Raw genomic sequence first — 17,603 nt, forward strand, 5'->3', positions numbered from 1 at the left:
CGGATGCCCGGGACGGGACCTCTCGCCTCCCAGGACCCCGTGGGGTTCGTGGACACCACGCTCCGCGATGGGGTTCAGAGCCTATGGGCCAGCTGGATCGGCCCGGAGCTGTTCCGGGAGGTGGCACCGGCCATCGACCGGGCCGGGTTCCAAGCCATGGAGGTGCCGCTTAATCCCATCTTCTTCCGCAAGATGCTCCGGGATCTGAAGCTGAACCCCTGGGACGTCTGTCGGCTCGTGGGTCAGATGGTCCGGCGAACCCCCCGTGCCTGCATGGTGGGGACCCTGTTGCGGGGCTTCGAGTACCGGGCTCCCCAAAGCCTCCTCCGCCTGTATCTCCAGAAGATCGCGGAGACGAAGGCCCTCACCCGGGCGCAGATGACCCCGAACCGGATGGACGAGGCGGAGATCGACTTCCCCTACATGGTCCCCCTCCTCCGGGAGCTGGGGTATCAGGTGGTGGTCGCCGTCGCGTACGACGACACCCCCCGGCACACGGTCGGTTACTACGTGGAGCAGGTTCACCGGGCGTTGCGGTTCTCCGTGGACGCCATCTACCTGAAAGACTTCGGGGGGATCCTGACTCCAGAGCGGGCGCGGGAGATCCTCCCCGCCATGAAGAGCGCGTGCGGATCTGTCCCCTTCGAGCTGCACAGCCATTGCACCATCGGCCTCGCGGACATGACATACGTCGAGGCAGTCCGGGCGGGGGTCCGGATCCTTCACACGGGGATTCCTCCCCTGGCGAGCGGGACCGCGCAACCGAGCCTCCTCCGCACCCTGCGGAATCTCCAAGTCCTGGGAGGGCGCTGCCCGCTGGATCTCGGGGAGGTGGAGGCCGCATCGAAGGCGTTGCAGGGTATTGCCGCAGCGCACGGGTTCCCCGAGGGAAGGCCCTCGGAGTTCGACCTCGGGTACTTCGAGCACCGGGTTCCCGGTGGGGTGCTCTCCAACCTCCGGCACCAGCTCCGGGAACTGGGGCTGGAGAACCGCCTGGAGGACGTCCTGCAGGAGGTGGTACGGGTCCGGCGGGAGCTGGGGTACCCCATGATGATCACCCCGTACGCCCAGATGGTGGTCACCCAGGCGGCGTTCAACATCGCCACGGGACGGCGCTACGAGGTGGTGCCGGACGACGTCATCCGGTTCGCCCTGGGGTGGTTCGGCAAGGAGTCGGGCGCGGACCAGATGGACCCGGATGTCCGGGACCGCATCCTGGGGCGCCAGCGGGCGAAGGAGATCGAGCAGGCGTTGCAGCGGGAGGCCGAGGAGCGGGAGAAGGGGGTCGAGGAGATCAAGCGCGAGATGGGGTACGCGTTCCGGGACGATGAGGAGTTCCTGAACGCGGTGATCTATGAGGGATACGGGCGCACGGAGGGCACGGGACCCTCGGGGGAACTCCGAGGGCTGGAGCGGAGTGAAATCCGGCCCCGGGAGCGGCGCGTTTACGTGGAGGTCCGCCGGGGAGACGCGCGCGCCCTTCTCGTGTTGTACCCCGGTCCACGCGTTGACACCTCTCCTTGAGGGATCGTATCGTCGAAGCGGAAGAATCCCCGGAACGGGTGACGTCATGCCCCAGATCGCGAAAGGCCTGGAAGGCGTTGTTGCGGGAACCACGGCCCTGAGCTTCATCGACGGACGGGCGGGGCGGCTCGTGTACTGCGGGTACGACATCCACGAGCTCGCCCGGAAGTCTACCTTCGAGGAAGTCTGTTTCCTCCTGTGGTATGGCCGGCTGCCGAACCGAACGGAGCTCGACGCCCTGCGAAGGGAGTTGGCCACCATGCGGCCGCTCCCCCGGCCCGTGGAGGAACTCCTGCGGGCGCTCCCGAGTACTCTGGATCCTCTCGATGCCCTGCGCACGGCCCTCTCGCCGCTTCTGGCCTTCGACGAGGGCGCCCGAGAGACGTCCCGGGAGGCGAATCTTCGCCGGGCCAAGTGGCTCACCGCCCTCACGAGCACCGTCATCGCCGCCTTCCACCGGCTGCGCACGGGCCAGAAACCTGTGCCGCCGGACCCGGAGCTCCCGCACGCCGCGAACTTCCTGTACATGCTTTTGGGCGAGAGACCCACGCCGCTCGCCCAGCGGGCCATGGACGCCTATTTCGTGCTGCTCGCGGACCACGGCTACAACGCGTCCACCTTCACCGCCCGGGTCATCGCCAGCACCCTCTCGGACATGGTCTCCGCCGTCTGCGGGGCCATCGGCGCCCTCAAGGGGCCTCTCCACGGCGGGGCGGCCCAGTGGACCATGGAGATGCTGCTGGAGATCGGCTCCCTGGAGAACGTGGAGCCGTACATCCGGCGGCTGTTCGCGGAGCACAAGCGGGTTCCCGGGTTCGGACACCGGGTCTACCGGACGGAGGATCCCCGGGCCCGGGTGCTGCGGGAACTCTCCCGCCGGGTGGGGGAGGAGACCGGCGGCCTCCTCTGGTACGAGATGTCCGAACGGGTGGACGCCCTGGTGGCGCAACTGCGGGGAGACCGGGAGATCTACCCCAACGTGGACTTCTACTCCGCCTCGCTGCTCTACAACCTCGGCATTCCGCCAGACCTTATGACGTGTGCCTTCGCGGCAAGCCGGGTGGCGGGCTGGACCGCGCACGTGCTCGAGCAGCAGGCGGACAACCGGCTGTACCGCCCGCTCTCGGAGTACACGGGACCCATGGATCTTGCCTACGTCCCGATCGAGGAGCGTTAGAGCGCCTTGCTGAAGACCTGCAGGTAGGGGCGGTAGCCCATCCTCTCCCAGAAGGCAAGGGCCGTGGGGTTTTGGGGCGCCACGGTGAGCTCCACGCGCCGGACCCCCTGGGCGCGCAGCCACGCCTCCAGCCGCTCCACCATGCGACGGGCGATTCCCTGGCGGCGGTAGGGTTCCCGGGTGTACACGTCCTGGATGTAGCCCCTCCGACGGTACCGGAAGAAAGGGGGAGCCAGCATGGTGCGGCCCACCGCCATCCCCGCGAGTTCCCCTGGACCCCAGGCCACCACCACGCACACGTCCTCCCGGCCCAGCAGGGAGGACACATACGCCGCATACGACTGACGCCATCCGCGGCTGAGGGCGAAACCGGGATCGAACCGCTCGTGGTAGCGCGCCAGCTCCCCCCACGCCTCCACGAGGTAAGGGAGATCGCGGAGGGTGGCAGGGCGCACCTGCACCCGCTCCAGCTGGCGCATACCAGGCTAGTTGGGCAACGGCCCCGCAAATTCCTGCTGCAGGAATTCCCCGGGGACCCATCGGATAATGGAGGTGTGAGCTGGGAGGAGCGGTTGCGCGCCCTGGAGAGCATGGTGCGGGTCACCGCCTCGGAGATCGCCCTCGCCGCGGCGGAGGCCCTGGAGGCGTGGATCGCCACCTCCATGGAGACGGATCCCCGGACCTTCGTGGCCGCCCTGGACGGGGCCATCCGGGAGCTCCTGCAACGAAAGCCCACCTCCGCCCCCCTCATGAACCTCCACCACCGCGCGATCCAGTTCGCGGAGGAGATGGTGCGGGAGGGGACTCCCCTCCCGCAGATCCGGGAGGAACTCCGGGACTGGCTAGGCGGGTACCGGGCCCACATCGCCACCTCCCGGGCCCGGATCGCCCACTTCGCCGCGGAGGTCCTGGCGGATGCCCACGTGATCCTCACCATCTCCAACAGCCAGACGGTCCGGGCGGTGATCGAGGAACTCTGGCAGCACAACCCCGAGCTCAGCGTGGTGGTGTTCGAGAGCCGGCCATTGCTGGACGGCCGGCGGCTCGCGCAGGCCTTGGCAGAGCAGGGCATCAACACCACCCTCACCGTGGACGGCGCCATGGCCTACTACATGGACGTGGCATCCGCGGTGGTCACAGGGGCGGAGGCCGTATCCCTCTCCGGGTTCTTCGTGAACACCATCGGCACCCGACCCCTCCTGCTCGTAGCCCAGGCCCAGGGCGTTCCGTGCTACGTGGCCACCCAGACCATCAAGATCCTCCCTCCCCTGCTGCGCGAGGGCTTCCCCACGGTCCTGGGCTCGCCCGCGGATCTCGTGCAGGAATGGACGCCTCCGGAGTCCCTCAACCTCTCTCCCCTCCTGTTCGAGCAAATCCCGGACCGCCTGGTGACCGCCTACGTGACGGAGGAGGGGGTCACAAGCCCCTTGCGGCTCGCGACCGTGAGCCGGCCCCTAGGGATATGACCGCCTTCTCCCCCGCGGTGGACGTGGCGGTGCGGGCGGCCCGGGAGGCCGGGCACGTGCTCGTGGAGCACTTCCTCCGCCCCAGCCGGCCCGAAGAGGTGCGGTACAAGGGGCCCACGAGCCCCGTGACGGAGGCGGACTACGCCAGCGAGGCGTGTATCGTCTCGCGGTTGCGGGAGGCCTTCCCGGAATACGGGGTGGTGGCGGAGGAAAGCGGTGGATCGCCGAAGCCGGGAGCACCGTGCTGGTACGTGGATCCTCTGGACGGTACGACGAACTTCGCGCACCGGCTCCCGTGGTTTGCGGTCTCCATCGCCCTCGCGGCGGGGGAGGAGGTCCGGGTCGGGGTGGTCTACCACCCCATCCTGGACGAGCTCTTCGTGGCGGAGCGGGGAAGGGGCGCGTGGCTCCTGCGGGGAAGCCGCCGGGAGCGACTGCGGGTCTCCCGGGTCGGACGGCTCGCGCAGGCCCTGGTGGCCACGGGCACCCCTCCGGACATCGGCGTCACAGGCCGCAACCTGCCCCAGATGGGTGCCTTGGCCAGGGCCGCGGAGGACCTACGGGTGCTGGGAAGCGCGGCCCTGGAGCTGGCGTCCGTGGCCGCGGGTCGTCTGGACGCCTTCTGGGAGCCGGATCTGAACCCGTGGGATGTGGCCGCAGGGGCACTCCTGGTGCTGGAGGCGGGCGGCGTGGTCACGGGGATGGACGGCTCGCCCTACACGGTGTACACCCGGGACCTCCTGGCCACCAACGGCCTCCTGCACGAAGCCATGCTGCATCTGGTTCGGGGGGCGTGAGCGGGGGGCCGCTCCGGAAAGCCCTGCGGTCGCGGCTCCCACGCGCTTCACCGCCATCGGAACTGCCGCCCGAGAATTTCCTCCGTGACCTGCAGGATCACGGGTGAGCCGTGCGGGCAAACGGCCGGAGCACTCACCCGACCCAACGCCTCCACCAGCTCCCGCATGGCCTGACGTTCCAGCCTCCGGCCCCTGCGCACCGCGGTGCGACAGGCGAGCTCCACCAGCAACCGCTCCCTCCACCCCTCCATCTCCTCTGGCTCCTCCTCCGCCAGGTCCACCAGCACCCGCGCCACCTCCTCCGCCTCGCCCACTTCCAGTACCCCGGGAAGGGGCGGAGCCGCACGCACCAGAAACGCCCGCGCCCCGAACACCTCCAGCCGGAACCCCAGGGACTCGAACTCCCCGAGCCGACGGGCAAACCGGTCCACCTGACTGGGGCGGAGATCGATCACCAGGGGATCCGGGAGCTCCACGGAGGGCGGAGCAGAAGCCGCGTGCGCGGACCTCAGGTGCTCGTACAGGACCCGTTCGTGGGCCCGGTGCTGGTCCACGAGGTACAGGCCATCCGGGCCCTCGAGGAGGAGGAGCCGGTCCTGCACCTGATCCACCAATCGCAGGGGAGGGAGGTTCGGCGTAACGATGCGGTCCACCTCCCAGCCCTCCGGCCTCTCCTCCACCCGGTCCGCGGGACTTGGGGATGGGGGAGGCCCAAGGAGGACCAGGGTCTTCGGCCGGCGGCCGAGGGCGGATCGGACCCGCTCGCTCAGGCCCGTGGCGATGGCCGCTTCCTCCACGAGCCGCACTTCTAGCTTTGCGGGATGAAGGTTCACGTCCACGAGCTCCGGAGCGGTCTCGATGGTCACCGCGAGGATGGGGTGCCGGCCACGGGGGAGGATCCACCGGTACGCGGCCTCCAGCGCGCGCACGAGTCCCCTCGGCTGCGCCCACCGGCCGTTCGTGATGAAGTGCAGGTCGGCCCGGTGGGGCCGGGTCACCTCCACGGCGCTCACGAACCCCTCGACCCGGGCCCTGCCCACCTCCACCGGTTCCAGGCGCACGAGCCGACCCGCGATCCCCGCGCCGTACACCTCTACCAGGGCCGTCTCCAGATCCCCGGAGCCGCTGGTGCGCAGAACGGCCCGCCGGTCCACGGAGAGGGAGAAGGCCACGTGCGGAGCCGCGAGGGCGAGCCGGCGCACGGTCTGGACGATCTGGGCGGTCTCGGTCCGGGGATTCCGCAGGGCGGCCCGGCGCGCGGGGACGCGGTCGAAGAGGTGCCGGACGGTGGCGGTGGTCCCCCGGAGCCGGGGTGCGGGCTCCTGGAGCACGCATCGGCCGTGCCGCACCACCACCCGGGCCCCCACCCCGTCCGCCCCCGTGGCGCTCACCAGCTCCAGCTCCGACACCGCGGCGATGCTGGGAAGGGCCTCTCCCCGGAAGCCCAGGGTGCGGATGTGGAGCAGGTCGTCCTCTGGGAGCTTGCTGGTGGCGTGCCGCTGGCAGGCGAGCCACAGCTCCTCCGCGGGGATCCCGATGCCGTCGTCGCTCACCCGGATAAGGCCAAACCCCGCATCGTAGACCTCCACGTGCACGTTCCGTGCCTGGGCATCCAGGGCGTTCTCCACCAGCTCCTTCACCACGGAGGCGGGCCGCTCGATCACCTCGCCCGCGGCGATCCGCGCCACCACGTGCTCGGGCAGGATCCGGATGGGAGAGCGCATCAGGGGCCGCCCGCGAGCCGGCTCTTCTGGCGGACAAGCCAGCTCAGGGCCTCCAGCGGGGAGAGGTGCTCGAGGTCCAGCTCCCGGAGGGCCCGCACGAGCTGCTCCGCGGGGTCCGGCCCGGGTCCAAACCCGTCGAGGGGAAGTTGCTCTGCCTTCCCCGGGGGCTTCCGCGGATCGGAGGGTGCCTGGACGGGGCCCGGCGGGGCGGTGGCTTCCATCAGCAAGGCCTCTGCGCGGTCCGCCACCCACTTCGGGATCCCCGCAAGCCGCGCCACCTGGATCCCGTAGGAGCGGCTCGCGGGCCCGGGACGCACCCGGTAGAGGAAGATCACGCGGCCGTCGTGCTCCGTGGCTGCGAGGTGCACGTTGGCCACCTTCGGCAGCTTCCCCGCGAGGGAGGTGAGCTCCAGGTAGTGGGTGGCGAAGAGGGTGCGGGCCCCGATGCGGTCGTGGAGGTCCTCCAGCACCGCGCGGGCGATGGCGAGCCCGTCCTGGGTTCCGGTGCCCCGGCCCACCTCGTCCAGGATGACGAGGCTGCGATGGGTGGCCTGGTGTAGGATGGTCGCGGTCTCCATCATCTCCACCAGGAAGGTGCTGGCCCCGCCCGCGAGGTCGTCCTGGGCACCCACCCGGGTGAAGATGCGGTCCACGAGCCCGATGCGGGCCCCGCGGGCGGGCACGAAGGATCCGATCTGCGCCAGCAGCACGATGAGGGCCACCTGCCGCAGATAGGTGGACTTCCCGCCCATGTTGGGGCCGGTGACGAGCAGGATGCGGGGGCCATCCCCGCCAAGCCGACAGTCGTTGGGGATGAAGGCCTCCCCTTCGAGGTTCGCCTCCACCACGGGATGCCGGCCCTCGACGATCTCCAGGTCCTCCCCCTCTTCCAGGACCGGCCGGGTCCAGTTCCACCGCGCCGCCACCTCCGCCAAGGAGAGGAACGCATCGAGCTCCGCCATCCGGGCGGCAAGGTCCAGGAGCCGCGGCACGTGGGCCACCACCTCGGCGGTGAGGCGTTCCAGGGCCTCCCGCTCCAGCTCGCCCAGGCGCTCCTCCGCGCTGAGGATCCTGGCCTCCGCCTCCTTGAGGGCCAGGGTGTAGAAGCGCTCGCCCGTGGCCACGGTCTGCTTGCGGATGTAGTCCGGGGGCACGAGGTGCAGGTTCGGGCGGGTGACCTCGATGTAGTACCCGAACACCTTGTTGTAGCCCACCTTCAGGGACCGGATCCCCGTCCGCTCCCGCTCCCGGGCCTCGAGGGTTAACAGCCACCGCCGGGTCTCCTGGATCTCTTCGCGGGCCGCATCGAGCTCCGGGCAGTACCCCGGGCGGATACGCACCCCCTCCTCGTCCTCCACCACCGCGCGCCTCACCAGCTCCGCGACATCCGCGCACGGATCCAGCCCTCCCGCGAGGGCCTCCAGGGCGGGACTGCGGCTGGACCGCAACCGCTCCACGATGCGGCCCACGGCTTCCAGGGCCGTCTGCAGGACGAGGAACTCCCGACCCGAGGCCTGCCGGTGGACCACCCGGCCCACCAGTCGTTCCAGGTCTCCCACGGCCGCGAGTTCCGCCCCGAGGGCGGCCCGCCCTACGGGATCCGCCACCAGGGCCTCGATCACCTCCTGCCGCCGCCGCAGCTCCGGAAGATCCCGGATGGGCTGGGAAACCATCCGGCGCAGCCACCGGGCTCCCTGCGCGGTGCGGGTCCGGTCCAGCACCCCCAGCAGACTCCCTCGCACGCTTCCCGTGCGCAGGCTGCGGGTGATCTCCAGGTTCCGGCGGGTGGCGGGATCCAGACCTACCCGATGGCGCAGGGTCTCGGTGCGCAGCCGCACGAGCAGCGGCAAGAAGGCGGGGTTGGTGCGCTCCAGGTAGGCGAGGATGGCGCCCGCAGCTCCCGTGGCGGCCGGTAGCGCACCGCAGCCGTAGGGCTCGAGGGATCGAACCCCGAAGTGGGCGCACAGGGCGTTGCGGGCCCGCTCGGGATCAAATAGCCACCGATCGAGCCGCGTGACGCGCCCGGGGAGCCGGATCTCCGGAAGCTCTCCAGGAACCAGGCACTCCGCGGGTGCAAGGCGCGCGAGCTCCTCGAGCAGTTGCGGGGCGGATTCGAGCTCCATGGTGGCGAACTCCCCGGTGCTCACGTCCACCCACGAAAGCCCCCACCGCCCGTCCAGGGGGAGGATGGCAGCCAGGTAGCGGTTCTCGGAGGCGGGCAGAAGCGCCGGCTCCGCCACGGTCCCCGGGGTGAGCACCCGGGTGACCGCCCGCTCGATGAGCCCCCTGCCGGGCGGGCTGAGCTGCTCCGCGATGGCCACGGTGTGGCCTGCCGCGAGCAGGCGCGCGAGGTAGTGGTGGAGGGCGTGGTGCGGGATGCCCGCCATGGGGACCCGACCGCTGCGGCCGAAGCTGCGGGAGGTGAGCACCACCCGGGCGTCCCGGGCCACGAGGCGGGCATCCTCGTCGAAGGCTTCGTAGAAATCGCCTAGCCGGTAGAGGAGGATGGCGTGCGGGTACTGCCGCTTGAGCTCCAGATACTGACGGCGGGAGGGGACGAGCTCGTCCTTCTCCCGCCGGCCGCGCTTTCTTTCCTCCGCGGACGTGCTCACGGTTCCCTCCCCGGCCGGTGCACCCCATTATAGGAAGTGCATGAAGGCGCGGAAGACTGAAAACAACGGGCGCGCGACCTGGATCCGGAGGGCGATCCCCCTCCTGGTGGGGCTGCTCCTTGCTGCCCGGCTGGAGGCTGCCCCAGCCCGCACCCTGTCCGTGGACGTCCTCGTCATCGGGGGAACCCCCGCGGGGATCGCGGCCGCGGCGGCCGCGGCCCGCATGGGCCGCCGGGTGCACCTGGTGGAGGCTCTGCCCAAGTTGGGTGGGGTCATCACCTGGGCCTGGCTCACCACCTTCGACATGAACCTCACCCCGGAGGGGGCCCACCTCACCCGGGGCATCTTCCTCGAGTACTACAAGCAGTTGGGTCTGAGCTTTGACCTGGAGGAGGCGGTGGAGAAGCTCACCTGGGCCGTGTGGCGGGAGCCGCTCGTGGGCTCCACCACCAACGCGCCGCTGCTGCGGATCCTCCGGGAAGGAGACCGGATCGCGGGGGCGGAGTTCGAGGACCGGGACTGGCAGCGCACCTTAGCGGTGCGGGCCAAGCAGGTGGTGGACGCCACGGATGATGCGGACGTCGCCGCGGCCGCGGGCGTGCCCTACGTGCTGGGAAAGCCACGCCCCGACGGGAAGCCCTGGATGCAGCCCGCCACCCTCATCTTCCGGGTGCGGGGGGTCGATTGGAGCCGGCTCGTGGCGGACCTCATGCGCCGCAAGGCCGCGGGCGCGGATCCCGCCCGCTGGGGCGTAAACGGCAAGGCCGCCTGGGGCTACCACGAGGTGGCCCAGCGCTACCGGCCCACCCAGCCCGAGGTGGGGCTCCTGGCCCCCAACCTGGCCCTGCAGAACGACGGGAGCGTGCTCATCAACGCCCTGCAGGTGTACTTCGTGAACGGGCTCGAGCCGGAGTCGGTGGCCCTGGGCATGGAACGGGCCCGGCGGGAGCTGCCACACGTGGTGCGCCACCTGCGGGAAGGGGTTCCGGGCTTTGAGGCCGCGGAACTCGTGGGATGGGCGCCTCAGCTCTACATCCGGGAAACCCGCCACATCGTGGGGCTGTATACCCTCACCGCGGAGGACATCCTCACGGGCCGCACGTTCCAGGACCGCATCGCCCTCGCTTCCTATCCCATCGACATCCACCCGTACGTGCCGGGGTGGACGAACCCGTACCCGCCCGTGCGCATCGTCTACGGAATCCCGCTGCGCTCCCTCATCCCTCGGGGGATCAGCAACCTCCTCGTGGCCTCCCGATCCTTCTCTGCCACCTCGGAGGCCGCGGGATCCGCCCGGGTCATCCCCACCACCATGTCCATGGGACAGGCAGCAGGCGTGGTGGCCGCCTTCTGCGCCCGACGCGGATGCACCCCGGCGGAGGTCGCCCGTCGGCCGGAGCTCCTGCAGGAGGTCCAGCGCCTCCTCAAAACCCAGGGCGTTTACCTGGGGGAGTAGGGGCGAACCGGGTCCTGGACCGGACGCGGCAGGGTGGAGGCCCAAGGCGCGGGAGGATTCGTATACCCGTACCCAACGGGGCAGGATCTGGGTACATTGTTCACTGTTTTGGAAACGATCTCCGCCCTCGAGCCTGGAGGAGACCCGAGGAAGTGGATAGGTTGGTGGTGGAGGCTTGCGGCGTGCGGTTTTTCTCTCCCGCGGCGGTCGCGGATCGGCCTGCGCCTCCTGAGGCCGCGGAAGCTCCGCTTCTGGTGCTGCGCGACATCGTGAAGGTCTTTCCCGGGGTGGTGGCCAACGACCGGGTGACCCTGGAGGTGCGAGCGGGCGAGATACACGCGCTCCTGGGCGAGAACGGCGCCGGGAAGACAACCCTGGTGAACATCCTGTACGGGATCTACCAGCCCGATGGGGGCGAGATCCTCTTGCGGGGGAGACCCGTGCGCATCCGGTCCCCGCGGGACGCCATCGCCCTCGGCATCGGGATGGTGCCCCAGCACCCGCAGCTGGTGCGCCGGCACACGGTGGCGGAGAACGTAGCGCTGGGGCTACCGGGCCTTCCCTTCCTCCGGCCCCTACGGGCGCTGGAGGAGCGCATCCGGGAGCTGGCGGATCGGTACGGGCTTGCGGTGGATCCCCGGGCCCGGGTGGCAGACCTCTCCGCGGGGGAGCAGCAGCGGGTGGAGATCCTGCGGGTCCTGCTGCGGGGCGTGAGGATCCTCGTGCTGGACGAGCCCACCTCCGCCCTCACCCCGCAGGAGGCGAGGGCCCTATTCCAGGTGCTGCGCCGTATGCGGGAGGAAGGGTGTGCGGTGATCCTCATCACCCACAAGCTGGACGAGGTCCTGGAGGTGAGCGACCGGGTGACGGTGCTGCGCCGGGGTCGGGTGGTGGGGACCCTCCGCACCCGGGAGGCGGAAGCGCGCCATCTGGCCCGGTTGATGGTCGGCCGGGAGATCCAGTTCGGGACCCCCCGCACTCCGCGTCCTCCGGGGGAGGAGGTGCTCGCCCTGGAGGACGTCTGGGCCACGGGCGACGGAGACATTCCCGCCCTGCGGGGGGTTTCCCTTCAGGTGCGATCGGGTGAGGTATTCGGACTCGCCGGGGTCGCGGGGAACGGCCAGCGGGAGTGTGTGGAGGTGTGCACGGGGCTGCGGGGAGTAACCCGCGGCAGGGTTCGGATTTTCGGGCAGGAGGTTACGGGACGCAGCCCACGGGGGATCCACGAGGTGGGAGTGGCGCACGTACCGGAGGACCGGCTACGCCGCGGGGTCGTGGGCGGTCTTTCCGTGGCGGAGAACCTGGTGCTCCGGGGCTACCGGCGTCCCCCCTTTGCCCGGGGACCGTTCCTGGACCGCCGAGCGATCGAGGCCTTCGCCCGCCACCTGATCGCGCGGTATGCCATCGACTCCCCAGGGCCGTGGGTCCCGGCCCGGATCCTCTCCGGCGGGAATCTCCAGCGGCTCATCCTGGCCCGGGAGCTCCACGGAGAACCCCGGCTCATCGTCGCCGCCCACCCCACGAGCGGGCTGGACGTGGCCGCCACCCAACAGGTCCGGCGCATCCTCCTGGAGCGGCGGGATGCCGGGGCCGGGGTGCTCCTCGTGTCCGAAGATCTGGAAGAGATCCTGGAGCTCTCCGACCGCATCGGGGTGATGTTTCGAGGAAGGGTGGTGGGCGTGCTGCCCGCGGAGGAGGCGGACCCCGAGCGGATCGGGCTGTGGATGATGGGACATGGCCCATGAGGCGCATCGGCCCCCTCCTGCTGGTTCCGAATCCAAATCCTTCCTGGCCGTGGGCCGTCGGCGTGTCGCTCCTCGCCCTCGTGGGGGCCCTGGCGGCCGCGGGCGGGGTGTTCTGGGCGTACGGGGTATCGCCGCTGGTGGCCTACCGCGTGATCGCGGAGGGGACGTTCCTGGACCCCCGGGCCCTCCCGGAAGTGGTCCGGCGGGCGATCCCCCTGCTGCTGGTGGGGACGGGGCTCGTGCTGGCCTTCCGCGCCCAGTTCTGGAACATCGGAGCAGAAGGGCAGCTGTTGAGCGGGGCCGTGGCCGCCACGGGGGTGGCTCTGTTCTCTCCCCTTCCTCCCGCCCTCCTGATCCCGGCCATGCTCGCCGCGGGGTTTGCGCTCGGAGCCCTGTGGGCAGCATTCCCGGCGGTTTTGCGCCTGCGGTGGGGGGCCCACGAGGTGCTCACCACGCTCCTGCTGAACTACGTGGCCGCCTACGGGGTGGAGTGGCTGGTGCACGGCCCGTGGAAGGGGCCCAGCATGATGGGCTTCGCGTACACGGACCTCTTCCCGGAGACCGCCTGGCTTCCCGTGCTGGCAGGTACACGGGTGCACTGGCCCACCCTTGCCCTCGGTCTCGGAGGGGCGGTCTTCGGGCACGTGCTGCTGCACCGGACGGTCCTGGGGTTCGAGATCCGGGTGCAGGGCGAGAACCCGGAAGCGGCTCGGTACGCGGGGATTTCCCCGGCCCGCACGGTCCTGGCCGCGGCCCTCCTGTCCGGGGGGGCCGCGGGGCTCGCGGGGGTGGGAGAGGTGGCGGGGATCCACCACCGGCTGCTGAGCCCAGGTCAGGTCTCCATGGGCTACGGATACGCGGGAATCGTGGTGGCGTGGCTGGCTCGAGGGAGTCCCCTGGGCGCGATTCCGAGCGCGCTTCTGCTGGGGCTGGTGTTCACCAGCGGGGACGTGATGCAGGTGGCGTTGCGGATGCCCTTCCGGGTCACGGACGTCTTCAACGGGCTCATCCTGCTCTTCCTCGTCGGAAGCACGCCGCTGCTGCAGATGCGCATCCGCTGGGCACCGGCGCGGTCAAAGCCCGCGCTGACCCAAGGAGAGGGATGGACGCCGTCCTCGTGACCTTTCTGCGGGCCCTGGCCTTCGGCACCCCGCTCCTGTGGGCCGCCCTTGGCGAGATCGTGGCGGAGCGGAGCGGGGTGGTGAACCTGGGGGTGGAGGGGATGATGCTGCTCGGTGCGTTCTTTGCCTTCGCCACCGCCCAACTCACCGGATCTCCCACCCTCGGCCTAGGCGCCGCCGGCCTCGTGGGGACGCTCGCGGCTCTGGTGCACGCCTTCGTCTGCGTCCGGCTGCGGGCGAACCAGTACGTCTCCGGCCTCGCCCTCGGCATGGTGGGAGCCGGGACCGCGGGACTCCTGGGCCGGGGATGGGAGGGGATGCCGCTCCGGAATCCGCTTCCGGAGCTCTCCGGGATCACCCTCTCGGGGCTGGTGCTGAGCGGCCTCGTGTGGAGCTTCCTCTACCATACCCGGTGGGGGATCGCGCTGCGGTCCGTGGGGGAATCCCCGGCCGCGGCGGATGCGCAGGGTGTCTCGGTGCCCCTCGTGCGGTCCCTCGCGGTGGGGTTCGGGGGATTCACGGCGGGAATCGCGGGCGGGTTTCTGTCGGTGGCGTACCGGCCCAGCTGGACCGAGGGGATGACCGCGGGCATGGGATGGATCGCCATCGCCATCACGGTGTTTTCGGGGTGGGATCCCTTGCGGGCCGTGGCGGGCTCCCTGCTCTTCGGCGCCCTCTTCCACCTTAGCTTCCGGCTGCAGGGCGTGGTGGTCCCGGAGCTGTTGAAGATGGCCCCGTACCTCGGGACCATCCTCGTCCTCACCCTGACCACGGCCCGCAGGGGGTCTCGGGTTCAAGAGGTCCCGGAGGCCCTGGGACTGCCCTACGTGCGGGGAGAACGCTGACCACGGAAGGAGGGAGAGCATGCGCAGGCTCCTTTGGTTGCTGGTGGCCCTGCTTGTGGCCGGGGTTGCCGCGGGTGGCGCGGCCCAGCCGCGGAAACTGCGGGCGGGATGGATCTACGTGGGGCCCATCGGGGACTACGGGTGGACCCACGCCCACGATGTGGGCCGCCGGATCGCGGAGAAGACCTTGCCGTGGCTGGAGACCACCTACGTGGAGAAGGTCCCCGAAGGGCAGGTGGAGGCGTTCATCGACCAGCTCGTCAAGGGCGGGGCCAAGGTGATCTTCACCACGAGCTTCGGCTACATGGACGGCACCCTGGCTGCGGCCAGGCGGCACCCGGACATCATCTTCGCGCACTGTTCCGGGTTCAAGCGGGCGCCGAACGTGGCCACGTACATGGCGGACTTCTACCAGGTGTACTACCTCAACGGCCTCATGGCGGGGGCCCTCACCCGGACCGGGAAGATCGGGTACGTGGGCGCCTTCCCCATCCCGGAGGTGAAGCGGCACATCTCCGCCTTCGCCCTGGGCGTGCGGGCCGTGAACCCCCGGGCCACGGTACACGTGCGGTGGATCTACGAGTGGTTCAACCCGGCCGCGGCGAAGGAGGCCACGGAGGCCCTGATCGCGGAAGGAGCAGACATCTTCGCCTTCACGGAGGACTCCCCCACCGTGGTCCAGGTGGCGGCGCAGAAGGGACTCCCCAGCTTCGGCCACTACTCCCCCATGTACCGGTTCGCGCCCCGGCACATCGTGAGCGGGCAGCTGGTGCACTGGGAGAAGATCTACATCGACTTCCTCCGGAAGGTCTACAACGGCACGTATACGCCCCGCAACCTCCAGAACGTGGACTACTGGTGGCTGCTGGCCGAAGGCGCGGTGGAACTCGGAGCTCAGCCCGGCATGCCCATTAATCCCGTGTTCCGGCCGCGGCTGGAGGCCGTGAAGGTACGGGTTCCCGGGATCGGGACGGTCTCCGTGTACGACCTCGTGTTCCGGCGGCTTCGGGAGATGTCCCAATCCCCACCCGCCTTCGACCCCTTCACGGGTCCCATCCACGACCGCAACGGGAAGCTGCGGGTACCCGCGGGCCGGCGCATGACCGTGCAGGAGCTCATCACCATGGAGTGGGCCGCGCCGGGGATCGTGGGTCCGTGGCCCAAGGAGCCCAAGTAGGAGGGAGCGGCCTGAGCGAGGTTCCCGGGATCAGGCGGGGATCTCGAACCCCTCCCGGGAGAGGCGGCTGAGGATCTCGGGACCTGTGGGGTGCACGACCACCGTCTCCTCCAGCCGTACCCCGAAATCTCCGGGAAGGTAGATCCCGGGTTCCACGGTGAAGACCATCCCTTCCTCGAGCGGCGTCGGGTTCGTCTCCGTGACGGAGGGCGGTTCGTGAGGCGATAGTCCCAGGCCGTGGCCCGTGCGGTGCACGAACCGCTCCCCGTATCCGGCCTCGGTGATCACCCGACGGGCAGCCCGGTCTACCTCCGCGGCAGGGACTCCCGGCCGGATCGCCTCCAGGGCGGCTTGGACTGCTTCCTCGACGATCCCCTGCAGTTGCCGGTAGTTGGTCGGAGGCGGACCGAGAAAGGCCATGCGGGTGATGTCCGAGCAGTAGCCGCCCATCCGGCCGCCCAGGTCCAGTAGGACCGGCTCTCCGGGCCGGAGGGTCCGGTCCGAGGTGCGGTGGTGGGGAAAGGCGGAGTTCGGTCCGGAGGCCACCAGGGTAAACAGCACCTCCTCCGCGCCCGCCCGCCTCATGGCCTCTCCCGCGGCCTCCGCCACCTCCCGCTCGGAAACCCCCGGCCTGCAGGCCCGGGCCGCGGCCAGCACCCCCGCATCCGCGGCCGCCGCGGAACGGCGCAGGGCCTCCACCTCCTCTGGGTCCTTGCGCATCCGCAGGGGGGCAAGCAGGGGGGAAGCAAGGGTGAAACGGGCGTCCGGCAAGAGGTCCTGAAGCAGGAGGAGGTGATCCGCCCGCAGGTCGTCCCCAACCGCCACGGTCCGAACCCGTCCGAGGGTCCGGGTCGCCTCCCGGATGGCCCAGGTCGGCCCCTCTCCATCCGCATATGGGAACAGGGGCAGCCCCAGTTGGGCCAGCTCCCCAACCTGAAGCTGGGGGACGAGCAGAAGGGCCCGGTCTATGGAAATCATCAGAAAACAGGCCCGCTCGTCCCGGAGGGGCAGACGGCCCGTGAGGTAAAGGAAGTCCTCTCCCGGGGGCAGGACCACGAGGTCGGTGCCCTGCTCCGCCATCCGACCGCGGAGGCGACCCAGGCGATCCGTCCGCATCAGGTTTCCGTCCAGCTGAACCTCTTGCGGACCTCCCGGGCAACCTCCGGGTTGATGTCCACGGGGAGGAGGTTCTCGTACTCGCCCATGCGGGTCACTAGGCGGGCGCCGTTCGGCGCCCACTTCCCCATGGACTTCCCCAACTCCGGGACGTAGGCCAGGCTCCCCCCCTGGTACAGCACGCCTCCGTAGAACTCCCCGTACTGGCCCACCGCCAGGACGGGCACCAAGAGCTCCATGCACCGGGTGCGCACCGCGGACTGCATGGTCTCGAGTTGATACGGGAGCTCGCTGCTGGCGGTCATCTGCACCACCAGCATCTCCGCCCCGGCCCGGGCCAACCGATGGGCCACCTCCGGGACCAGGAGCTCGTACCCGGCCAGGATCCCCACCTTGATGCCGTCGATCACCGCGGGGCGGTTTGGACCCGGATCGAATTGTCCCCGCTCGAAGGGGTGGAACACCCGTTTGTAGTGCTTGCTTACGATCTTGCCCTGGGGAGAAATCACGAAGGAGCACAGGCGCGGTTTGGGGGGCCTGCGGGCGCCCTTGGGCTTCGGCACAAGCTCCCGGGTGGTCCCGCAGATCACATACACGTTTGCCTCCCGCGCGGCCCGGCTCAACCGCTCGGTGATGGGGCAGGGAATGGGCATGGGCTTCACGTTCCCGAGGAAGTACTCCGAGAAGCACACCACCCGGGCCCCCTCCCGGCCGCCCCTCCGGATGAACTCCACCGCTTTCTCCAGGTTGTCCGTCGTCCCTTCCTCCCAGGACCGGCTCTCGCCCCACCGGTATCGGATCTGAGCCAGCCCGAATCGCACCCCATCACCTCCTACCGAGGGC

14 protein-coding genes are annotated in these 17,603 nt (G+C 70.1%); 9 read left to right on the forward strand and 5 right to left on the reverse strand.

The genetic code is table 11. The annotated features are described in order from the left end of the window. The first annotated feature begins 3 nt into the window (after positions 1-3). Together QN206_00880 and QN206_00885 are read left to right on the forward strand one after the other, a co-directional pair. Positions 4-1,524: a hypothetical protein gene (locus tag QN206_00880; GenBank protein ID MDR7613360.1), complete on the forward strand. Its 1,521-nt coding sequence runs from the start codon at positions 4-6 to the stop codon at positions 1,522-1,524. Between the two features lie 46 nt (positions 1,525-1,570). Next, entirely contained in the window at positions 1,571-2,701 is a 1,131-nt protein-coding gene (locus QN206_00885) for a citrate/2-methylcitrate synthase (GenBank protein ID MDR7613361.1), read from the forward strand. Here the strand turns inward: QN206_00885 and QN206_00890 are convergent. Continuing rightward, a complete protein-coding gene (locus QN206_00890) occupies positions 2,698-3,180 on the reverse strand; it encodes a GNAT family N-acetyltransferase (protein MDR7613362.1) in 483 nt (160 codons plus the stop codon). The two genes, QN206_00885 and QN206_00890, sit on opposite strands and share 4 nt — an antisense overlap. 75 nt (positions 3,181-3,255) lie before the next feature. Here QN206_00890 and QN206_00895 point away from each other — a divergent pair, with 75 nt between their 5' ends. Both QN206_00895 and QN206_00900 read left to right on the forward strand, forming a co-directional pair. Then, on the forward strand, positions 3,256-4,167 hold the full coding sequence (locus QN206_00895) for a hypothetical protein (GenBank protein ID MDR7613363.1): 912 nt from the start codon (positions 3,256-3,258) through the stop codon (positions 4,165-4,167). After that, entirely contained in the window at positions 4,164-4,964 is an 801-nt protein-coding gene (locus tag QN206_00900) for an inositol monophosphatase family protein (protein MDR7613364.1), read from the forward strand. Before QN206_00895 ends, QN206_00900 begins: the two co-directional genes overlap by 4 nt. A gap of 47 nt (positions 4,965-5,011) precedes the next feature. Here the strand turns inward: QN206_00900 and mutL are convergent, their stop codons facing one another. Both mutL and mutS read right to left on the reverse strand, forming a co-directional pair. Further along, complete coding sequence (gene mutL, locus QN206_00905) at positions 5,012-6,688, reverse strand: DNA mismatch repair endonuclease MutL (GenBank protein ID MDR7613365.1); 1,677 nt, start codon at positions 6,686-6,688, stop codon at positions 5,012-5,014. After that, a complete protein-coding gene (gene mutS / locus QN206_00910) occupies positions 6,688-9,300 on the reverse strand; it encodes a DNA mismatch repair protein MutS (protein MDR7613366.1) in 2,613 nt (870 codons plus the stop codon). Before mutS ends, mutL begins: the two co-directional genes overlap by 1 nt. Positions 9,301-9,340: 40 nt before the next feature. Here mutS and QN206_00915 point away from each other — a divergent pair, with 40 nt between their 5' ends. The 5 genes from QN206_00915 to QN206_00935 all read left to right on the forward strand — a co-directional run bounded on the left by QN206_00915 (position 9,341) and on the right by QN206_00935 (position 15,644). Beyond that, positions 9,341-10,756, forward strand: coding sequence for an FAD-dependent oxidoreductase (locus QN206_00915; protein MDR7613367.1), 1,416 nt, complete (start codon positions 9,341-9,343; stop codon positions 10,754-10,756). 152 nt (positions 10,757-10,908) lie between these two features. After that, positions 10,909-12,501 (forward strand): ABC transporter ATP-binding protein, encoded by a 1,593-nt coding sequence (locus tag QN206_00920; protein ID MDR7613368.1) that lies wholly within the window; start codon positions 10,909-10,911, stop codon positions 12,499-12,501. After that, positions 12,498-13,622 carry an ABC transporter permease gene (locus tag QN206_00925; protein MDR7613369.1) on the forward strand — a complete coding sequence of 375 codons (1,125 nt, stop codon included), beginning with the start codon at positions 12,498-12,500 and terminating at the stop codon, positions 13,620-13,622. Before QN206_00920 ends, QN206_00925 begins: the two co-directional genes overlap by 4 nt. After that, positions 13,604-14,467 carry an ABC transporter permease gene (locus QN206_00930; protein ID MDR7613370.1) on the forward strand — a complete coding sequence of 288 codons (864 nt, stop codon included), beginning with the start codon at positions 13,604-13,606 and terminating at the stop codon, positions 14,465-14,467. The genes QN206_00925 and QN206_00930 overlap by 19 nt, the downstream gene beginning before the upstream one ends. Before the next feature lie 19 nt (positions 14,468-14,486). Further along, on the forward strand, positions 14,487-15,644 hold the full coding sequence (locus QN206_00935) for a BMP family ABC transporter substrate-binding protein (GenBank protein MDR7613371.1): 1,158 nt from the start codon (positions 14,487-14,489) through the stop codon (positions 15,642-15,644). A gap of 30 nt (positions 15,645-15,674) precedes the next feature. On the opposite strand, the gene QN206_00940 is transcribed toward QN206_00935, so the two are convergent. Together QN206_00940 and QN206_00945 are read right to left on the reverse strand one after the other, a co-directional pair. Further along, positions 15,675-16,760: a Xaa-Pro peptidase family protein gene (locus QN206_00940; GenBank protein ID MDR7613372.1), complete on the reverse strand. Its 1,086-nt coding sequence runs from the start codon at positions 16,758-16,760 to the stop codon at positions 15,675-15,677. Beyond that, positions 16,760-17,581, reverse strand: coding sequence for a carbon-nitrogen hydrolase family protein (locus QN206_00945; protein MDR7613373.1), 822 nt, complete (start codon positions 17,579-17,581; stop codon positions 16,760-16,762). The genes QN206_00940 and QN206_00945 overlap by 1 nt, the downstream gene beginning before the upstream one ends. Between the last annotated feature and the right edge of the window lie 22 nt (positions 17,582-17,603).

Source organism: Armatimonadota bacterium, from assembly GCA_031460175.1.
GTDB classification, from domain to species: domain Bacteria; phylum Sysuimicrobiota; class Sysuimicrobiia; order Sysuimicrobiales; family Sysuimicrobiaceae; genus Sysuimicrobium; species Sysuimicrobium tengchongense.

Excerpts from the sequence above, each read along its gene's own strand:
- mutL (MDR7613365.1), bottom strand. The coding sequence starts at position 6,688 with ATGCGCTCTCCCATCCGGATCCTGCCCGAGCACGTGGTGGCGCGGATC.
- QN206_00880 (MDR7613360.1), top strand. The coding sequence starts at position 4 with ATGCCCGGGACGGGACCTCTCGCCTCCCAGGACCCCGTGGGGTTCGTG.
- QN206_00930 (MDR7613370.1), top strand. The coding sequence starts at position 13,604 with ATGGACGCCGTCCTCGTGACCTTTCTGCGGGCCCTGGCCTTCGGCACC.
- QN206_00925 (MDR7613369.1), top strand. The coding sequence starts at position 12,498 with ATGAGGCGCATCGGCCCCCTCCTGCTGGTTCCGAATCCAAATCCTTCC.
- QN206_00885 (MDR7613361.1), top strand. The coding sequence starts at position 1,571 with ATGCCCCAGATCGCGAAAGGCCTGGAAGGCGTTGTTGCGGGAACCACG.
- QN206_00935 (MDR7613371.1), top strand. The coding sequence starts at position 14,487 with ATGCGCAGGCTCCTTTGGTTGCTGGTGGCCCTGCTTGTGGCCGGGGTT.
- QN206_00890 (MDR7613362.1), bottom strand. The coding sequence starts at position 3,180 with ATGCGCCAGCTGGAGCGGGTGCAGGTGCGCCCTGCCACCCTCCGCGAT.
- QN206_00940 (MDR7613372.1), bottom strand. The coding sequence starts at position 16,760 with ATGCGGACGGATCGCCTGGGTCGCCTCCGCGGTCGGATGGCGGAGCAG.
- QN206_00900 (MDR7613364.1), top strand. The coding sequence starts at position 4,164 with ATGACCGCCTTCTCCCCCGCGGTGGACGTGGCGGTGCGGGCGGCCCGG.
- QN206_00915 (MDR7613367.1), top strand. The coding sequence starts at position 9,341 with ATGAAGGCGCGGAAGACTGAAAACAACGGGCGCGCGACCTGGATCCGG.